This window comes from Candidatus Palauibacter australiensis, assembly GCA_026705295.1.
In the GTDB taxonomy this organism is placed as follows: domain Bacteria; phylum Gemmatimonadota; class Gemmatimonadetes; order Palauibacterales; family Palauibacteraceae; genus Palauibacter; species Palauibacter australiensis.
In genome coordinates this window covers 1-17,820 of record JAPPBA010000144.1, presented here as the reverse complement: position 1 = coordinate 17,820, position 17,820 = coordinate 1, and the positions used below count along the sequence as shown (strand labels likewise).

Sequence of the window (17,820 nt, the reverse complement as noted above, 5' to 3'; positions counted from 1 at the left end):
CTTGCGGGAGTTCCTCGACGAGGTCTTCGAAGCCGGTGTAGCAGACGAGGCTCACATCGTGCCCGGCCTCCTCGCACCACGCGCCGAGAACCTGCGGCATGATGCTCGCGAGGTTCGCGTGCATCACCTTGGCGTACAGGGCCTTCGTGGGTCCCTTCGATACGAGGTCCACGATACCTACGCGGAGCTTGCGCAACGGCGATCCTCTCGGAATGGGTGCACGCGTAGCCGGGTCGAGCGCGTAGCGGAATCGAGCAACCTAGGTGCGGGCCACGCTCGGCGGCAATCGGCCAGCGGGGACGGCTACCGGCACGCCTCGGCGTTGACGCGCACGTACTCGCGCACGAATTCGTCCAGCATGCTGGCGACCAGACTCGTGACGGGACCCCCGTCGCGCCCGAGATAGAAGCCGATTCCCTGTTGCGGCGTTTCCCACGTCGGCGCCCAGTTCAACCATTCCGGCGCGGCGTCGGGGGAGTCCTCGGAACCGGCTTCTCCCACCCAGGGGTCGCTCTGGCGGTCGTAGAGGAGCTTCAGGAGACGGAGGCGGATGACGTAGACCGTCACCACGGCGCTTGCGGTGATCCTCTGAGCACTGACGAATACGGACAACTGGAGGGTGGACGCGCCGGGTGGGCCGGCGGGGGCGTCGATCCCGGCCGCCTGAAGCCGGCTCGTCGCCATGCCTTCCACGGCCGGCGTCGTGATGTCGGCCGGCCCGCCCGTGTTGGTGACGAAGACCTCCACCGGAACGGCGCTGCATGCGGCAAACAGGGCGAACCGATCTCTGCTCGAGACGGATCCCTGGGCAGCCCCGGCCACGGGCGCGAGGAGTCCGAAGACGACCGCTGCAACGATCGGCCGTGCCGAATTCACGAACGTTTCAGAAACGGGGAACTCCTTGCCCGACGAGTCGTCGATCGTGTACGAATGGGACAACCTGATCCCGTCCCATCGTCTCGCGCCAGATTCCACGCCGGATACGGCGCCAGACTTCGCCTGAATTCCGAGGAGAATCCGGATGACCCCTCCTGCCGATCGAGCGTGCCGCGTCACGAGAACGATCCCCGCGCCGCCGGAGGCGGTGTTCCGCGCCTGGACCGAACCGGATCGGATCCGGCACTGGTCCTGCCCTCCGGGCGGGACGATCCGGGACTCGCAGGTAGACCTCGTGCCCGGGGGACCGTACCGCCTTCTCATCGAGGCGGAAGAAGGGACGCTCCATACGGCGTTCGGAGTATACCGCGAGGTCGATCCCCCGAACCGGCTCGTGTACACCTGGGACTGGGAGGAGCCCGCATCCGCGGTCGGCGAGACGCTCGTCACGGTCGAGTTCATCGCCGCCGGAGCGTCGACCGAGGTCGTCCTCGCGCATGAGGGCTTCGCCGCCCCCGAAGCCGCGGAGGGACACCGTCTCGGGTGGACGTGGTCGCTGGAGCGCCTGGAAGGTCTCTTCCGCTGAACGCCGCCCCGCTGAACGCCGCCACGGACCTTTCGCCACGCCGGATCTTCGCCTTCTGGGCCCCGCTGGCCGCCACGTGGTTGATGATGGCGGTCGAGGGGCCCTACCTGGCGGCGGTGGTGGCGCGGCTGCCGGATCCCACGCTGGGGCTGGCGGCCTACGGCGTGGCGATCGCGCTGGCGGTGCTGATGGAGGCGCCGGTCATCATGCTGCTGAGCGCCTCGACCGCCCTCGTGGAGGACGCCGTCTCCTACCGGCGGCTGCGGACGTTCGCGCACGGGCTGAACGCCTTCTCCACGCTGATGCTCCTCGCCGTGCTCGTGCCGCCGGTGCACCGCGGGCTCATGCTGGGGGTGCTCGGCCTGCCGGAAGAACTGGCGCGCCTCACGTACGGGGCGCTGTGGTGCTTCCTGCCCTGGCCGGCCGCCATCGGCTACCGGCGCTTCTGGCAGGGCGTGCTCATCCGGTCCGGGCGGACGCGGCTCGTGGCCGGCGGGACGGTCGTGCGGCTCGTCTCGATGTCGGTCGCCGCGCTCGCCCTCGCCATCGCCACCGAACTCCCCGGCGCCGCGGTCGGGGCCTCCGCGCTCTCGTTCGGCGTGGTGATGGAGGCGGCGGTGGCGCGCTGGATGGCCCGGGACGCCATCCGCACCCTCCTCGTCCCGGCGGGCCGCCCGGCCGATGCGACCGACCCGGTGGCGGTCTCGTCGGACCCCCACGACATCGCGGAGATCGGCCGCGTGGGCGTCTCGACCGCCGATCCGGCGTCGGGCGCGGGGACCGGCGGGGGCGAGCTGGGCTTCGGTGACATCGGGCGCTTCTACGTCCCGCTCATGCTCACGTCGCTGATCGGGATCGCGATTCAGCCGATGCTGACCTTCTTCATGGGTCGCGCCGCGTCGCCGGTCGAGTCGCTCGCCGTGTTCCCGGTTGTGCACTCGCTCGGGTTCATCTTCCGTTCCGTGGGCCTCAGCTTCCAGGACGCGGTCATCGCGCTTCTGGGCCGGCGGAACGAGGGCTACGACGAAATCCGCCGCTTCGCCATCGGTCTCGGCGCGACGCTCTCCGGCATTCTCGCGCTCCTCGCGTTCACCCCCCTCTCTCAGCTCTGGTTCGTCCACGTCTCCGGCCTCACTCCCGAACTCGCCTCCTTCGCGATTCCGGCCGCGCGGGTGCTCACCCCGGTCCCCTTCCTCGGCGTCCTCCTCTCGCTGCAGCGGGGCACGCTGATCCGGCACCGGACGACGGGTCCGATCATCGTCGGGACCGCCGCGGAGATCACGGCCGTGGCCATCGTGTTCGTCGCGGTCGGCTGGGGGCTGGGCTGGGTCGGCGCGACCGCCGCCTTCACCGGCTTTCTGATGGGCCGTCTGACCGCCAATGTCTACCTGACGCCCAAGGTGCGGGCGGCGACGCGCAAAGCAGGCGGCGACGCGCCGGGCGGGGAGTCCAGGACACCCCGTGAATCAACGGATTCGGCGGATCGGGGGTCTTCTGGATAGCGTGCGGGACCGGCTGGAAGCGGGGGGGCCGGCGACTTCAGGTGACAGCGATCGGGGAGGCAGGGAAATGACCCATCGAATTCGGATAACGACGCTGGCGGCGGCAGCGCTCGCGGTGGCGTCGGCCTTCGTCGGCTCCGGGGAGGCGGCGGCGCAGGACCACACCGCGTCGACCGACGTGCTCACGATCGAGGAATGGACCGTGCCCTACCCCGACAGCCGGCCGCGCGACCCGTTCGTCGGACCGGACGGCCGCGTCTGGTTCGTGGGACAGGCCGCCCACTACGCCGCCGTGCTGGACCCCGCCACCGGGGAGTTCAAGCGCTACGACATGGACGACGGCACGGGACCCCACAACCTGATCGTCGACGATGACGGGATGGTCTACTACGCCGGCAACCGGGCGAACCACATCGGGATCATCGACCCGGCCACGGGCGAGATCGACAAGATCATGATGCCGGACGAGCGCGCGCGGGATCCGCACACGCTGATCTGGGACGACAACGGGGACATCTGGTTCTCCGTGCAGGGCGGGAACCTGGTCGGCTTCCTCGACAAGGAGTCGAGAGACGTGCGGCTGGTGGAGGCGCCCGAGGTCGAGACGCGCCGCGGCATGGGCTCGAGCCGCCCGTACGGGGTCAAGCTCGACTCGGAGAACCGGCCCTGGATCGCGCACTTCAACACGAACCTGATCGGGATGGTGGAGCCGTCCTCGTTCGAACTCATCGGCTACGACCTGCCCGAGGGCGCGCGGCCGCGCCGCCTGGTCATCGACTCGAAGGACCGGATCTGGTACGTCGACTACAGCCGGGGGAAGATCGGTCTCGTCGAGGAGGGCGGCGGATTCCAGCGGGAATACGACCTGCCGGCGGGCGAGGAGTCGCGGCCGTACGGGGTGGCGATCGACAAGTACGACGTCGTGTGGCTCGTCGAGACGGGGATCCAGCCGAACCGGTTCGTGGGCTTCGACACGGACAAGGAGGAGTTCGTGGGCACGCTCGACGTGCCGAGCGGGGGCGGCACGATCCGGCACATGTACTACGATCCGGCCACGGACTCGATCTGGTTCGGGGCGGACGTGAACACGGTCGGCCGGGCGGTGGTGTCGCCGCGCTCGCGCTGATGTCCCCGCCGGGGCCCGCGGCCGCGCTCTGCGCCGCGGGCCTCCTCGCGCTGGCCGGGGTCGCTGCGATCCCCGCGGAGGACTCCGGCGCCGGGCCGCGCGACGCGGCGCCCCACCGGGCGCACGCGCCACCGCATATCGAGGGGCCGCCTCCAGGTCACACGGGGGGCTTCGGGGAGCCGACCTGCGCCACCTGTCACTTCGGGGCCCCGCTCAACGAACCGGGGGCCGCGCTGCAGGTGCTCGGACTCGACGGCGGCTACCAGCCCGGCCAGCGCCACCCGGTGACGATCCGTTTCGAGAGCTTCGACATGCTCGCCGCCGGCTTCCAGGCGTCGTTCCGTTTCAACGACGGAGAGCGCCGGGGGGCGGGCGCCGGCGAGATCCGACCGCTCGACGACCGCGTCACCGTCGTGCGAGCGGAGAACGGCACCGAATACGTCCAGCACACCCGCGCCGGCTCCACGCCGGCGGACCACGTCGCGGAGTGGACATTCGAATGGCGCGCCCCCGACGCGGACGCCCCGGTCGTCCTCCACCTCGCCGCCAACTCCGGAGGTGGCGACGACTCCCCCCTCGACGACCTCGTCTACACGCTCTCGATCGCGATCCCCCCGGCCGGACGCTGACGTTACACGTTCCCGCGGGAACGGCTCGTTCGGCCAGTTGCGTCACTGGCCGGTTCCAACGTTCCCGCGGGAACGTCTCACACCCCCTGTTGGACGTCAGTCCGGCGGGAGCCCCTTGGGGCGCCAGCAGCCGATCAGGCGGCCGCGCCTGGCCACGCCGAGTTCGGCCCAGTCGTCGATGTCGAGTTCCACCGCGGCGACGGCGGCGGTCGGCATGTACTCGCCCTCGCCCGTCAGGTGCCAGACGAGGGAGGTGATGCCCGGGTTGTGCCCGACGAGCATGAGGCGCTCCGCCGTTCCCCCCATCACTTCCGCGACCTCGATGTAGCCGTCGGGAGAGGCGCCGTAGAGGTCATGCGTCGTCTCGATCTCCACCTCCTCGCCGAACTCCGCCGCCGCGAGTTCCGCCGTGGTGCGCGCGCGGACGGCGGTCGAACTCACGATGCGGTCGGGCACGAGGTCGCGTTCCGCGAGGAAGCGCCCCATGCGGGGCGCGTCGCGACGGCCGCGGGGATTCAGCGGGCGGTCGTGGTCGCGGAGTCCGGGATGGTCCCAGGAGGACTTCGCGTGCCGGAGGATGAGCAGGGTCTTCATCGGGTCACGGGGGTCACGGGCGTCATGAGCGTCACCAGCGGATCGGGATCACGAGCATGGTCGCGACCCCGAGCAGGATCGTCGCCAGCCAGAGGAGGAAGGCGTAGCCGAGGATCTCCCCGAAGCGGCGCCGCGTCACCGCGAGGATGGGGAGCGCCCAGAACGGGTGGATGAGGTTGAAGGCGGAGTCTCCGTAGGCGTACGCGAGGAGGACGGTCATGACGGACACATCGAGCGCCTCGCCGGCGGGGATCACGTACGGCGCCTCGATCATCCACTTGGAGCCCGCCGAGGGGATGAACATGCTCATGATGCCCGAATAGACGTAGACCACGAGGGGGTAGAGCCGCGTCGTGGCGACGGCGGCGAACTGCTCGCCGAGCCAGCTTCCCAGGTTCGTGTTCTGGATGACGCCGAAGATGCCGGCGTAGAAGGGAAACTGGAGGATGATCCCCCACGCTGAGGACACCCCGTGGCGGCAGGCCCTCAGGAACGACGTCGGCCGGCCGTGGAGGAGGAGCGCCACGGCGAGGAAGACCGTGTTGTACGCGTTGATGGTCCAGCTCGCGCCGAAACCGCGGGTGACGATCGAGTGGATGAGGGGATACGCGAGGAGGACGGCGGCAAGCAGCGTCCAGCCTCGGAAGCGGTCGAGGCGCTCGGCCGGGGTCGTCCCCGCGCGCGCCGGCGGCGGGGGCGCGGGGAGGATCTCGTCGACCTCCGCCTCGGTGAGGGTGACAGCGTCGCGGTGCGGGTGGAGCGCCATCGCGGCCACGAGTCCCACGAGCAGCATGACGGCGGCGTACCCGAGGTTGAAGGGATGAAAGAGCGTCTCGGTGACCGGATAGAGACGGCCCACGACCGGAGCGCCGGCGCCCGGCTCGAGCAGGGGGTTGCCGGGCGTGGCCATGATGAGCGGAGCGGAGCTGGAGAGGCCGCTCTGCCACACGGTCCCGATGCCCATGTACGCCGCGGCGATGACGAGGCGCACGTCGGCCCGCGGGTTGCGCTTGAGGATGAACGGGACGAAGAGCGCGGACCCGACGAGCCCGAACGCCCAGTTGAGATAGCCGGCCGCCATCGAGAATCCGGCGGCGAGGGCCACCGCCTGCACGGGGCGTTCGGGGTTCGGGAGCCCGGCGAGGCGGTCGAGCATCCGGTACATCGGGGGGGACGAGGCACACGCGTGGGCCGCCACCATGATGATCGAGAACTGCATCGCCAGTTCGAGCAGCGTCCAGACCCCGGCGCCCCACGCGAGCCCCGCCTCCGGGATCGAAGCACCGCCGCCCGTGACCGCGAGGAGGAGCGCAATCACGGTGAGCGACATGAGGATCACCCACGCGTCGGGCACCCAGCGCTCCGTGACGCGGGAGAGCGCCGCGCCGCTCTCGCGTAGCCGGTCCAGCGGGCGCCCGCTCATGCCGTCCGGTGGATCGGTCTAGGGCTCGGGTGGGGAGGCACCCGGCTGGGCAGCTTCCGGCGGGGAATCCTGCGCAGCGGCTACGGCCGCGTCGGCTTTCGGCCCGGCCGCCGCGGCGGCATCCGACGCCGGCTCTCCGGCACCGGCCTCCGCGGGCGCCGACGCGCCGAAGGCCGTGGCCGGCAGCACCTCCCGGAAGGACTCGCCGTAGAGTTCCCACACGGTGATGAAGAGCGCCGCGACGATGGGGCCAATGAGTACGCCGGCCATGCCGAAGGCGATGAGCCCGCCGAGGGTGCCGAGCAGGATCATCAGGTCCGGCATCCGGGTGTCGCGCCCGACGAGCCAGGGGCGCATGAGGTTGTCCAGCGTCCCCACCACGAGACCGCACCACAGGATGAGCCCGATGCCGCCGACGACCTGGTCGGCGGCGAGCAGGTAGATCGCGGCGGGCAGCCACACGAGCGCGGACCCGATCCCCGGCACGATCGAGAGGACCGCCATGACCGTGCCCCAGAAGGCGGCGGACGGAATGCCCACCACCCAGAAGGCGAGCCCGGCCAGCGCGCCCTGCACGATGCCGATGAGAAACGTCCCCTTCACCATCGCCCGCGTCACGGAGACGAAGCGGTCGAGCATGCGGCGCTCGTCTTCGTCGGAGAGCGGGAGGTAGTAGAGGACCTTGTGCAGCACGCCGCGGCCGTCCTTCAGGAAGAAGAACATGGCGTACAGCATCAGCAGCAGGAGGAAGACGACCCGCACGGTGGCCGTCGTAACACCGGCGAGCCAGTCGACCGCGAAACTCCCGACGGACCTCGCGACTTCTCCCAGCCTCTGGAGGAGCTGCTCCTGGTATGGTCGTAGCGAATCCAGCCAGGGAATCCGGTCGAGCAGCTCGTCGAGCCCGCCCGGCTGCCGCAGCTGAGCCTGCAGATTCTCGATCCACGGGCCCGCCGTTTGCGTGACGTGCACGGCCTGGTTCGCGACGATGCCGAGGAACGCCGTGACCGGCCCGATGAGGAGGATCACGAACAGCCCGACCGCGGCGAAGGAGGCCAGCCCCTCCCTTCCGCCGAACCACCGGCAGAGGGTGCGGTAGGCGGGGTACATGAGGCCGCTGAGGATCGCCCCCAGGAAGAGCGCCGTGAGGAACGTCCGGATCATCTGGAGGAAGAGGAGGCTGATCCCGACGACGAGCAGGAGAAGGAAGATGGCGCGGAAACGCCCCGGATGGAGGGGCGGGTTCCCGCCGGCGTCAGCCATTCTGTACGTCGGCGCTGAGGTCGGAGTCGAGGTCGGCGCCGATATCGGTGCTCAGGTCGCTGAGGAGGCGACCCGTCGCGGTCACGCGGTGTGTCCAGAAATCCGCGACTTCCGGCGCCGTAGCCCCCCCGCGGTCGTGAAGACGCGCCCAGTCCCGCGCCTCGCATGCGAGCCAGTCCAGGGTCGCGCGGGGCCCCTGCGACATCATGGACCGGAGGATGTAGGCGCGCTCGCCCACGCGGAGACCGAAGCCGAGGTCGCGCGCGGCTCTCGCGAGGTCCGCCCGCGTGAGGACGAGCCCGCTGCGGACGGGGCTCAGGAGGGCGTTGAAGAAGCTGTCCCCATCGGTCCGCCGCGGGTCGGGCACCGGCTTCGCCTCGCGGAGCGCGAGCGGGCGTCGCGTCGGCGGCCCGAGGCGGGCGGATTCGTTGAAGAGGAGGGTCTCGAGCGTGTCGGCCCACTCCCGGTAGAACGGGGGCGCGATCTGCCGCAGCTTGGTGAGAAAGGGGAGGACCCACGAGAGCAGGTGCTCCCAGAGGAAGGCGTGCCGCGCGTCGCGACAGGCCTGGGCCGACTTGCCGTTTCCCCTGTGCTGGGCATCCACGAGCCAGGCGTAGCCCCCCAGCAGGGCCCGAAGGTGATCCGGATCCTCCGGGGGCGTCGTCCCGAGCGCGCGCCAGAAGCCGGCGACGCGGTCGCGCGCCTCCCCGCCCATGCGGCCGTCCGTCCCCAGGAAGGCGGAGGAGTACGGATAAAGTTGGAAGAGGAAGAGGTCGTTGTGCGTGGGCTCGTCCGGCACCGGACCCAGTTCGAGGAGGTGGCCGATGAGCCGATTCTCCCCGCACGGGCCATCGAGAAGCGCGCCGAGGGCGCGAAACAGCTCCATGGCCGGCTAGTGTCTCGCGCCGGCGGCGCGTGCGGCACTGTTCACGTTCACATTATGAAGTAGATGGGGGGCTCGATTTGCTGTCAAGTTGCGCCTCATCGGGTTCCGGCGAGCCCGGGTCCGGCGGCGTCGAGCCGTGCGGTTCCGGGAGATCGTATGCGGTGCGCACGGGACGCACCGGACGGATGAGCCAGTGCGGCCGGCGCGTCCCGTCGGGAGAATGCCGCACGGCCCCGCGCGTCTTGTCGAGCCACTGCCGGTACACCTCGTGCGACCGGGCCGTGTCGACGTGAATGTCCCCGTGACGGTCGCGCCGCGACGCCTTGACCACGCGCACGGCCTGGTGCCAGCAGTGCATGCCGGACACCGGGTCCGGGTGCACCGGGAAGGTGAGGTTCTGGTGGACACCCACATCCGTCCACCAGATCCGCGACGTGTCCGGGTCGTCGGTCTCGTACGGCGCCGCGCCCTGCCTGCGTGACAGCTTCCAGTCGCCGCCTTCCCCCGAGAGAGAGACCGTGGCCATGAGCTGCCGCTGGCCGGCCATGTTCTCGCGCTCGCCGCGGCCGGCCGTCCCCGGCTCGCCCACGTCCGGGCCCGAGCCCCCCGCGTCCGCCAGCTTCCAGCGCCCCATGTGGTGGCTGCACGCGACGACGCCCGGCTTGATCCCCTCCGTCACCCACGCCTTGAGGACGAAGTGGCCGATCTCGGTCTCGACCCGCACGAGATCTCCCGTCCTCACCCCCTTCCGCGCCGCGTCGGACGGGTGGAGCCAGAGCGGGTTCGTGTGGGCGATCTCATCCAGCCACTTGGAGTTGGCCGAACGCGTGTGGATCTGCACCGGGAGGCGGAAGGTGGAGATGAGGCACATCTGGTCCGGCTCCATGGCGGCCGGATGCACATGGCTCCGGATGTAGGCGGGCACCGCGTACTCGGGCCATCCCCAGCGGACGAGCGTGGGGGAGTAGAACTCCAGCTTGCCGCTCGGGGTCGGGAATCCGCGCCGAATCGTGTCGTCCACGCGGACGCCCACCGGGCGCCGCCCCTCCGGATCCGGATCGGGCGCGCCCATGGGTGCGAGGTTCACCGCGGCGGGGCCCGGGGCCCGCGTGTAGACGCGGCCGAACTCATCCTCCCGCGCGTCCTCGAGTTCCTCGGGCGGGACGGGCCGCTCGTGCAGCGGACCGATGTCGCGCGCCACCTCGAAGGCGCCGTAGCGGCGCATGTAGTCCAGCGGCGAGAGCCCCTGCGCGGCCGCCGCCTCGGGCAGGCCGGGCACGGAGTGCTCGAACATCCAGGCGTAGTACTCGTCCACCGTGAGGCGCTGTCCGGGCTTCTCCTTCGACTCCACGAACTCGCGGATCCCGAGGCTGCCGTCCGGGTCGATGCGCCAGGAGAGCTCGAGCCAGAACTCGTTCTCCTCCCACACTTCGCCCGGGTTCGTGTGGCGCGTGTCCGCCACCTGCTCGCCGAGACGCTGCCGGGCGGAGCGCAGCACGGGCTGCCGGAAGCCGATCCACTGGCCGTCGTGCGTCTCGTAGGAGTGGACGTCGTGCCGCTCGGGTCCGTGTCCCATCGGAAGGACGTAGTCCGCGAAGTAGGCGGACTCGTTCCAGGTCGGCGTGAGCGCGACATGGAGGCCGACCTTCTCCTCATCCGTCAGGGCCTCGATCCACGCGAACCCGTCCGGATTCGTCCACACCGGGTTGTACACGCGCGTGAAGTAGACGTCGAGCTTGCCGCGTCCCTCCTTGAGGAGGTGCGGGAGGAGGAAGGAGACCTCGTACATCGCCAGCGGAAACTCGTCAGGCCAGGTGAGTTCGTTCCAGTGCTCCGGGTGCCGGGGCATGCGGATCGGCTTCGGGATGAACTTGTTCCACGTGCTCGGATAGGTGCCGCCGGGGGTCGCCACGGAACCCGTGAGGGCGTTGAGGAAGAAGAGCGTCCGGGCCACCTGCCAACCGCCCTCGTTGCCCGATGCGGCGCTCCGCCAGTTGTGCGTGGAGAGGCGGGAACCGGCCCGCGCCACGAGTTCGGCGACCTCGCGGATCTGCTCCGCATCGATGCCGGACTCCTCCGCGGCCCATTCGAAGGTGCATGCTTCATACAGCTCGCGGAGTGCGGCCTCGAACGACTCGAAGGTGCGCGGGAGAGTCGGCTTCTCGGCGGCGAGGTATTCCTCCCAGTTGAACCAGCGCCGCACGAAGTCGCGGTTCCAGGCCCCCGTCGCGATCAGGTGGTTCGCGATCGCGAGGAGAACGGCGGCCTCGGAGCCGGGTTGGGTGGGAAGCCAGTGGTCGGCGTGCGTCGCCGTGTTCGACAGGCGCGTGTCGAAGACGATGAGCCGCGCCCCCTTCTTGACGCCGTCCAGGATGCGCTGGGCGTGGGGGTTGAAGTAGTGCCCCGCCTCGAGGTGGGAACTCACGAGGAGGATGACGTCCGCGCGGGCGTGGTCGGGGCTGGGGCGGTCCATTCCGAGCCAGAACTGGTAGCCGGCGCGCGCGCTCGAGGAACAGATGTTCGTGTGCGAGTTGTGGCCGTCGACGCCCCACGCGGCGAGCACCCGCTCCGTGAACCCGTCCTCGCCCGGACGCCCGACGTGGTACATGACCTCGCGCTGGCGACCCTCTTCGATGGCCGTGCGGATCCGGGCCGAGATGTCGTTGAGCGCCTCCTCCCACGAGACGCGCACCCACTTCCCCTCCCCGCGCGCGCCGGCGCGCTTCAGTGGGTAGAGGACGCGGTCGGGGTCGACGATCTGGTTCAGCGTGGCCGGGCCCTTGGCGCAGTTTCTGCCCCGGGAGCCGGGATGTTCGGGGTTCCCCTCGAACTTCTGCACCTGGAGGGTGTCGCGGTCGACATAGGCCAGGAGCCCGCAGGCGGACTCGCAGTTGAAGCAGGTCGTGGGCACGAGCATGTAGCGCCGCTCGCGCCGCTCCGGCCAGGCCTTCGAGTCGAGTTCGACCCAGTCGTCCCAGCGTTCCCGCGGGGGGAAGGCGGCGAGCTGGTTGCGGCTGGGGCCGGGATAGAAGGTCTCGCCGCGAGCCTCGGTCGCCGAGCGCGCGGCGCTTACGCGCTCGCTGAGTTCGTGCAGCCGCCGCGGGACGCCGTCGGGGCCGGAACCGTTGCCACCGGCGCCGGAGCCGTTGCGGCCCGGGCCGCGCGGATCGCTCATGCGAGGGGCACGGACTGGCCGGCCTGCACGTACGCGTGCTCGTGCGCGAGGAGCCCGGCGAGGGCGGCGACGCCGATCAGCGGGGCGACCCAGGCGCCGGCGAGCGGGATCACCGTGAGGGCGGCCGCGAGCGTCACGAGCAGGATGCCGCTCCAGAACCAGGGGGCGTAGCGGCCTCGCACCATGTTCCGGGCGGCAAGGGCGGCGTGGGCCGTCGCGTGCGTGAGCGTGAGTTCGGCGAGCACGAGCAGGAGGTGCGCGGCGGCCGTGAGCCCCACGAGCCGGCCCAGCGCGGCGGAGTCTCCGAGCGACGGGAAGAGCATCAGGGCCGCGCCGCCGGCCAGCAGCGCCTGTACGAGAAAGTGCGGCGGCAGGAGCGGATTCTGCCACAGATCGCGCGCCCGGGCCTGTGCGAAGAGGTACGCCGTGTAGACCGCGGTCATGCCGGCCAGGGGCGCCCCCGCCCACGCCATCCAGCGCGTCGCCTCCACGCCGCCGGCGCCGCCGACCAGCGCCGCCGCGAGGTGCGCGGTCAGCGCCGCGCCGTAGCCCGCGATCACGAACGCCCCCCGCACGAGCCAGCTCTTCATGTGGGGTCTCGTGAAGATGAGGAGGAAGCGCTTCGGGTGCTCCAGATCCCAGATCAGCAGCCCGCCGGTGAGCGCGAGCGCGGCGAGACCGAGGAGCGGCGTGAGGGTGAGCCAGGTCCCGCCCTGCCACGCGAACCCGCCCAGCAGGCAGAGGAGGAGCACGGCGAGGTACACGCCGGCGGAGACCCCCTTGGTGAGCGTGTACAGGCTCACGCGCCAGTCCCAGGGCGCGGTGTGCGAGACATCGTAGGAGAGGATCGCGGCGGCCGAGGAGTTCGGGCCGTGCCGTCCGTCCGTTCCCATCGGGTGCGGCTGGCCCGAGCCGACCTCGTGCGGACCCTCGGGCTGCTCGCTCCACATGTACAGCCCGCCCCCGGGACGGACCGCCGCCAGCGGATCGAGCGTCGCCTGGTGCGCGCCCTTGTAGAACAGCTTCGGGTGGGTCTCCTTCTCAGGCCTCCGGACGCTCACCGGATCGCGCCCTACGTATTGCGAGACCTTCGATTCCGGGTCGTCGAGGTCGCCGACGATGATCGCCTCCGTCGGGCACACGGTGACGCAGGCCGGCTCCAGCCCCATGTCGATCCGGTGGGCGCAGAAGTTGCACTTCTCTGCGGAATGGTCGTCGGGGTTGATGAAGATCGCGTCGTAGGGACAGGCGGCGATGCACGCCTTGCAGCCGATGCAGATCGACTTGTCGAAGTCCACGATCCCGTCGGGACGGCGGAACATGGCCTGGGTCGGGCACGCGGTCGTGCACGGCGCGTCGTCACACTGGTTGCAGCGCGTGACCTGGAAGGCGCGCCGCGCGGCCGGAAAGGTCCCCACGTCGGCGTACTTCACGTAGGTGCGGGTGACGCCGAGCGGGACCTCGTTCTCCGACTTGCAGGCCGTCGTGCAGGCGTGGCAGCCGATACAGCGGGTGTGGTCGATGACTTTCGCCCAGCGGGCCGTCTCGGGCCCCGTCCCCGCGGACTCCGGCATGCGCGCTCCCCGTGAAAGGGTTGGGCGGTCGTGGCCTCGCGCTCGCGCGGACCGGCGGTCTCCGGTTACGTCGCGCTGCTGGCAGGCCGTGGCCTGCTATGTTCCATTCTCGCGACGGGTTGGGCAAGCCCGTTCCATCGGGCGGCCCCTCGGTCCGTCAGTCGGTCAGCACGATTGAGAGGCCCGGGAGATCCACGCCCTTCGCCTCCACCCGCCACATCTCGCCGGGGGACAGCGGCTCGAGCGGGGTCATCGTCCCCGTGCTCACGACCAGGCCGTTTTCCGGGACCCCGGCATCGGAGAAGCGCGGCCAAAGCCGAGGCACGACCTCCAGCGCCTCGAGCGGATGCCCGAGGACATCGCTTCCCCGCCCGTGCGCCACGAGTGTCTCGTCACGCAGGAGGCTGACCTCGAGCCGGTCGAGGCGGGCCACCCGTTCGTGGAAGTCCGGCACGTCCCGGTTGACCGGCAGACCGACGACGAGCGCGCCGTGGAGCCCGAAGTCGGCGACGGAATCCGCCGGCGTGAGATGCCAGTCCGGGTAGTGGCAGTCGACGATCTCGAATCCGAGCGCGATCCAGTCCGGCTGGCCGCCGCCGGGCGCGTCACCGTCCGCCGCCTCACCGTTGGGCGCGCCACCCTCCGGTGCAATGCCGAAGACGACCTCCACTTCGATCATCGGGGCGCGGAACCTCGCCAGGGAGATCTCGGTCACCGGCCTCGCCAGGCGCAGCGTGCGGGCGTAGATGGGGGCGATGATCGGCTCGTCGAGCCCAAGTTGTGGCCAGATCGCGCGGTTCGTGAACCCGACCTTGCAGCCCAACAGACCGTATCCCTCTTGCTGCAGGCTTCGGTCGAGCGCGGCCCCGACGCGATAGGCCCGGTCGAGACCGAACTGTCCGGTGCGTTGCGTGGGCGGCCGGACTGTTTCGCGCCTGTCGCGGGCGGCAAGCAGGTCCCGGGCGAGATCCGCCTCGAAAGCGTCCCCGGCGGCGGCGCCGTCGGCAAGAGTGTCGGCTTCGGTCATGTACGGCTCCAGGGCTGGTCCGACCGGGGCTTGCGGGTCGCGCGCCGAAACCGGACGATTTCGCTAGTCTGAGCGTGGCCATGGTAACGTCTCGTGAGAGAGAACGAGATGCCTTTCGAGAGCATAGATCCGACCACGGAGGAACGGCTCGCCGCGTTTCCGGCGCTGGATGGGGGCGGCATCGACGCCGCGCTCGAGCGGGCGCGGGACGCGTTCGAGGTGTGGCGGCGGGTGCCGGTGGCCGAGAGGGCCGAACGTCTCCTCTCGCTGGCGGAACTCGTCGATCGGGGCAAAGCGGCCTACGGCCTGCTGATGACGCGCGAGATGGGCAAGCCGCTCGCCAGCGCGGTCGCCGAGGCGGAGAAATGCGCCTGGGTGTGCCGGTACTACGCCGAGCACGGGCCCGCCCACCTGGCCCCGGAGCGCTTCGAGTCCACCGGCACCCATTGCTGGGTCGAGTACCACCCCCTGGGCGCGGTGCTCGGGATCATGCCGTGGAACTTCCCCTTCTGGCAGGCCATGCGCTCCGCCGTGCCGACGGTCCTGGCGGGCAACGCCTTCCTGCTCAAGCACTCGCCCAACGTGCCGCAGTGCGCGGTCGCGCTCGAGGGATTGTTCTCGCGCGCCGGTTTCCCGGAGGGCGTATTCCAGAACGTCTTCGTCGAGGTAGGGGACATCCCGCGCGTACTCGACGATCCGACGGTGCAGGCCGCTTCTCTCACGGGCTCCGTCGCGGCCGGCTCCGCGCTCGCGGCCGAGGCGGGACGCCGCATCAAGACGACCGTGCTCGAACTCGGCGGCAGCGACCCCTTCATCGTCATGGAGAGCGCGGACCTCGAACGGGCCGTCGCGACCGCCGTCGACGCGCGCATGTGGAACAACGGCCAGTCGTGCATCGCCGCGAAGCGGATGCTCGTCCAGAGTTCGATCGCAGACGCGTTCACCGAGCGGCTCGTCGAACGCGTGTCGGCGCTCCGCGTCGGAGACCCGAAGGAGTCCGAGGTCGAAATCGGACCGCTGGCCCGCCGCGACCTGAGGGACCACGTCGCGGAGCAGGTGGAGGCCACCGTGGCCGCCGGCGCCCGGGTGGCCGCGGGCGGGCGCGTACCCGACCGCCGCGGATGGTTCTACGAGCCGACCGTACTCACCGACGTCCCGGACGGCTCCCCGGCCACGGATGACGAGATCTTCGGCCCGGTCGCCAGCATCTTCCCGGTCGCCGACATGGACGAGGCCATCGAGCGGGCGAACGCGACGGAGTTCGGCCTCTGCTCCGCCATCTGGACGAACGATCCCGAGGAACGGGCCCGGGCCGTCCGCGACCTGGAGGCCGGCGGCGTCTTCATCAACGGGATGTCCGCCTCGGATCCCCGCGTCCCCTTCGGCGGCGTCAAACGCTCGGGCTACGGGCGGGAACTCGGCCCCCACGCGATCCGCGAGTTCGTGAACGTGAAGACCGTGTGGGTCGGCGACTGACGCGCTAGCCTCGACCTCGCGCGGCGGAACCCGATCGCCGGGGCGAGGAGACGAGACCGTCGTTCAGCAGTTGCTGGAAGTGACTCGTGACGGTCTCCTCGACGGGACGGAAGGTGATGCCGAGACGGGTCCTGGCGCGGGCGTTCTCGAACCTCAGGGGATACCCCACGTTGCGCTTCGCCACGGCGCGGGGGATCCCCCCCAGGGGCGCGTATCCGATGGCCATCGGATTGGGCACTGTGCGCCGGGGCAGAGGGAAGCTGTCGCCGAAGCAATCCCGCAAGGTCGCGGCGATTTCGATCAGGCTGCGCGTTTCGCTGACCAGGATGTGACGTCCCTCCGCCTCCGGGATGAGGCCCGCCTGCAGGTGACCCTCCGCGACATCTCGGACATCGACGATGGCGAACTCCAGTTCGGGCGCGCCGACGCGATGGGCGCCGCTTCCCAGATCGCGCATGATCAGGACCCCCTCGGCGTTCGTGTTTCGGCTGAGGCCGGGTCCGAGAACCAGCCCGGGATTGACGACCACCAGGTCCCACCGGGCCTGTTCCTCCGCCATTTGCCAGGCCAGCCGCTCGGACAGGGTCTTGGAGTAGGAATAGGGCTGGTGGCCTTCGTGGCTGGTGGTGTTCCAGTGGCTCTCGTCGAACCGGTCCGCCTCGATCTGCTCCAGGTCGGCCGCATCTCCATAGATCGCCACGATGCTGGAAGTCAGCACCACGCGCTGGACCGCGTCTGTCCGGTCGGCGGCCTCCAGTACGTGGCGCGTGCCGCGTGTCGCGGGTTCGATGAGATCGCGCGCCGGATCGTCGACGTCGCGCACGATGAGCGGGGAGGCTGTGTGGAAGACGAGCGGGCAGCCCGCCATCGCCCCGTCGAACCCTTCGGGATCCAGGAGGTCGGCGCGGAACAGGGACAGCGTTCCGGGAAGGTCCCGGGCCATCGCTCGCAGGTGACCGGTTTTTGCGGGATCCCGGGGATCGCGCACGGTCCCGTGGACGTCGAAGCCCTGTTCCAGAAGCCGCTTCACAAGCCACGATGCGACGTAGCCGTTCGCACCCGTGACGAGCACCGGCCCGTGCGGTGGCCACCGGCGGCGGGGTGTCACAAAAGCGAAGCCCGGCGGCCGCTGCCCGACAGGAAATCGCGATAGCTCGCGAACGCCTCGTCGATCATTTCGCGCGTCAAGCCGTGGTCCGCGAGATCGTACTTGTGCCGCTTCTCTACGCGCCGTTGCTCCCGCTGCTTCCAGAACCAGGCTTTCATCGCCTCAATCGACTCGGACTCCATCGACCAACCGAACCGACGATAGATGCCGACCACAACTGCAATGGGGTCGCGGACCAGATCGTAGAAGCTCACATCGTGCCAGCGGTGCTCCAGTTCGGGGTGCGACCGCCGAAACTCAACCGCGCGGTCAAGCATGCGACTCATCGCTCTCAGTTGTTCGGTACCGAGCTCCTTGCGGGGGCGCGGCTCGCTGATTTCCGACCGGAAGCGCTCCACCAGACTGCACCAGGACCCCATGAATTCGACGGGTTCGCGATGCGTCTGAATGAACAGGGCGTCGGGATATGCCTCAAGCAGGGCGCCCAGTTCCATTAGATGGGTCGGCATCTTGAAGATCCATTGGCCCTGGCTGCCCGGGTGACAGGCCCTGCGCTGATAGTTGTAGTGCTGCAT

General features: G+C 70.1%; 15 protein-coding genes. 5 read left to right on the top strand and 10 right to left on the bottom strand.

What is annotated here, in order from left to right; genetic code table 11:
• Positions 1-303 precede the first annotated feature (303 nt).
• Positions 304-876: a hypothetical protein gene (locus OXN85_11895; GenBank protein MCY3600658.1), complete on the bottom strand. Its 573-nt coding sequence runs from the start codon at positions 874-876 to the stop codon at positions 304-306.
• A gap of 145 nt (positions 877-1,021) precedes the next feature.
• Here OXN85_11895 and OXN85_11890 point away from each other — a divergent pair, with 145 nt between their 5' ends.
• The 4 genes from OXN85_11890 (at position 1,022) to OXN85_11875 (ending at position 4,719) form a co-directional block, all read left to right on the top strand.
• Positions 1,022-1,462 (top strand): SRPBCC domain-containing protein, encoded by a 441-nt coding sequence (locus tag OXN85_11890; protein MCY3600657.1) that lies wholly within the window; start codon positions 1,022-1,024, stop codon positions 1,460-1,462.
• Positions 1,420-2,964, top strand: coding sequence for a hypothetical protein (locus OXN85_11885; protein MCY3600656.1), 1,545 nt, complete (start codon positions 1,420-1,422; stop codon positions 2,962-2,964). Before OXN85_11890 ends, OXN85_11885 begins: the two co-directional genes overlap by 43 nt.
• 67 nt (positions 2,965-3,031) lie before the next feature.
• On the top strand, positions 3,032-4,090 hold the full coding sequence (locus OXN85_11880; protein ID MCY3600655.1) for a lyase: 1,059 nt from the start codon (positions 3,032-3,034) through the stop codon (positions 4,088-4,090).
• Positions 4,090-4,719: a hypothetical protein gene (locus tag OXN85_11875; protein ID MCY3600654.1), complete on the top strand. Its 630-nt coding sequence runs from the start codon at positions 4,090-4,092 to the stop codon at positions 4,717-4,719. The genes OXN85_11880 and OXN85_11875 overlap by 1 nt, the downstream gene beginning before the upstream one ends.
• A gap of 96 nt (positions 4,720-4,815) precedes the next feature.
• On the opposite strand, the gene OXN85_11870 is transcribed toward OXN85_11875, so the two are convergent.
• The 7 genes from OXN85_11870 to OXN85_11840 all read right to left on the bottom strand — a co-directional run bounded on the left by OXN85_11870 (position 4,816) and on the right by OXN85_11840 (position 14,661).
• The gene (locus OXN85_11870; protein ID MCY3600653.1) at positions 4,816-5,313 is read right to left on the bottom strand and encodes a histidine phosphatase family protein; all 498 of its coding nucleotides are present in this window, start codon (positions 5,311-5,313) and stop codon (positions 4,816-4,818) included.
• A 31-nt stretch (positions 5,314-5,344) separates the two neighbouring features.
• Positions 5,345-6,736 carry a TIGR00366 family protein gene (locus OXN85_11865; protein ID MCY3600652.1) on the bottom strand — a complete coding sequence of 464 codons (1,392 nt, stop codon included), beginning with the start codon at positions 6,734-6,736 and terminating at the stop codon, positions 5,345-5,347.
• A gap of 18 nt (positions 6,737-6,754) precedes the next feature.
• Positions 6,755-7,999, bottom strand: coding sequence for an AI-2E family transporter (locus OXN85_11860; protein ID MCY3600651.1), 1,245 nt, complete (start codon positions 7,997-7,999; stop codon positions 6,755-6,757).
• Positions 7,992-8,885, bottom strand: a complete 894-nt coding sequence (locus tag OXN85_11855) for a molecular chaperone TorD family protein (protein MCY3600650.1) — start codon at positions 8,883-8,885, stop codon at positions 7,992-7,994. Before OXN85_11855 ends, OXN85_11860 begins: the two co-directional genes overlap by 8 nt.
• A 52-nt stretch (positions 8,886-8,937) precedes the next feature.
• Positions 8,938-12,060 (bottom strand): molybdopterin-dependent oxidoreductase, encoded by a 3,123-nt coding sequence (locus OXN85_11850; GenBank protein MCY3600649.1) that lies wholly within the window; start codon positions 12,058-12,060, stop codon positions 8,938-8,940.
• On the bottom strand, positions 12,057-13,634 hold the full coding sequence (nrfD, locus tag OXN85_11845; protein MCY3600648.1) for a polysulfide reductase NrfD: 1,578 nt from the start codon (positions 13,632-13,634) through the stop codon (positions 12,057-12,059). The genes OXN85_11850 and nrfD overlap by 4 nt, the downstream gene beginning before the upstream one ends.
• A 157-nt stretch (positions 13,635-13,791) precedes the next feature.
• On the bottom strand, positions 13,792-14,661 hold the full coding sequence (locus tag OXN85_11840; protein ID MCY3600647.1) for a hypothetical protein: 870 nt from the start codon (positions 14,659-14,661) through the stop codon (positions 13,792-13,794).
• A gap of 108 nt (positions 14,662-14,769) precedes the next feature.
• Between OXN85_11840 and OXN85_11835 the strand changes: the two genes are divergently transcribed.
• Entirely contained in the window at positions 14,770-16,137 is a 1,368-nt protein-coding gene (locus tag OXN85_11835; protein ID MCY3600646.1) for an NAD-dependent succinate-semialdehyde dehydrogenase, read from the top strand.
• Positions 16,138-16,141: 4 nt separating this feature from the next.
• Here OXN85_11835 and OXN85_11830 read toward each other — a convergent pair whose 3' ends face one another.
• Positions 16,142-17,245 (bottom strand): NAD-dependent epimerase/dehydratase family protein, encoded by a 1,104-nt coding sequence (locus OXN85_11830; GenBank protein MCY3600645.1) that lies wholly within the window; start codon positions 17,243-17,245, stop codon positions 16,142-16,144.
• On the bottom strand, positions 17,242-17,820 hold a 579-nt coding region (locus OXN85_11825), incomplete at its 5' end, for a sulfotransferase (protein MCY3600644.1). The genes OXN85_11830 and OXN85_11825, both read right to left, overlap by 4 nt.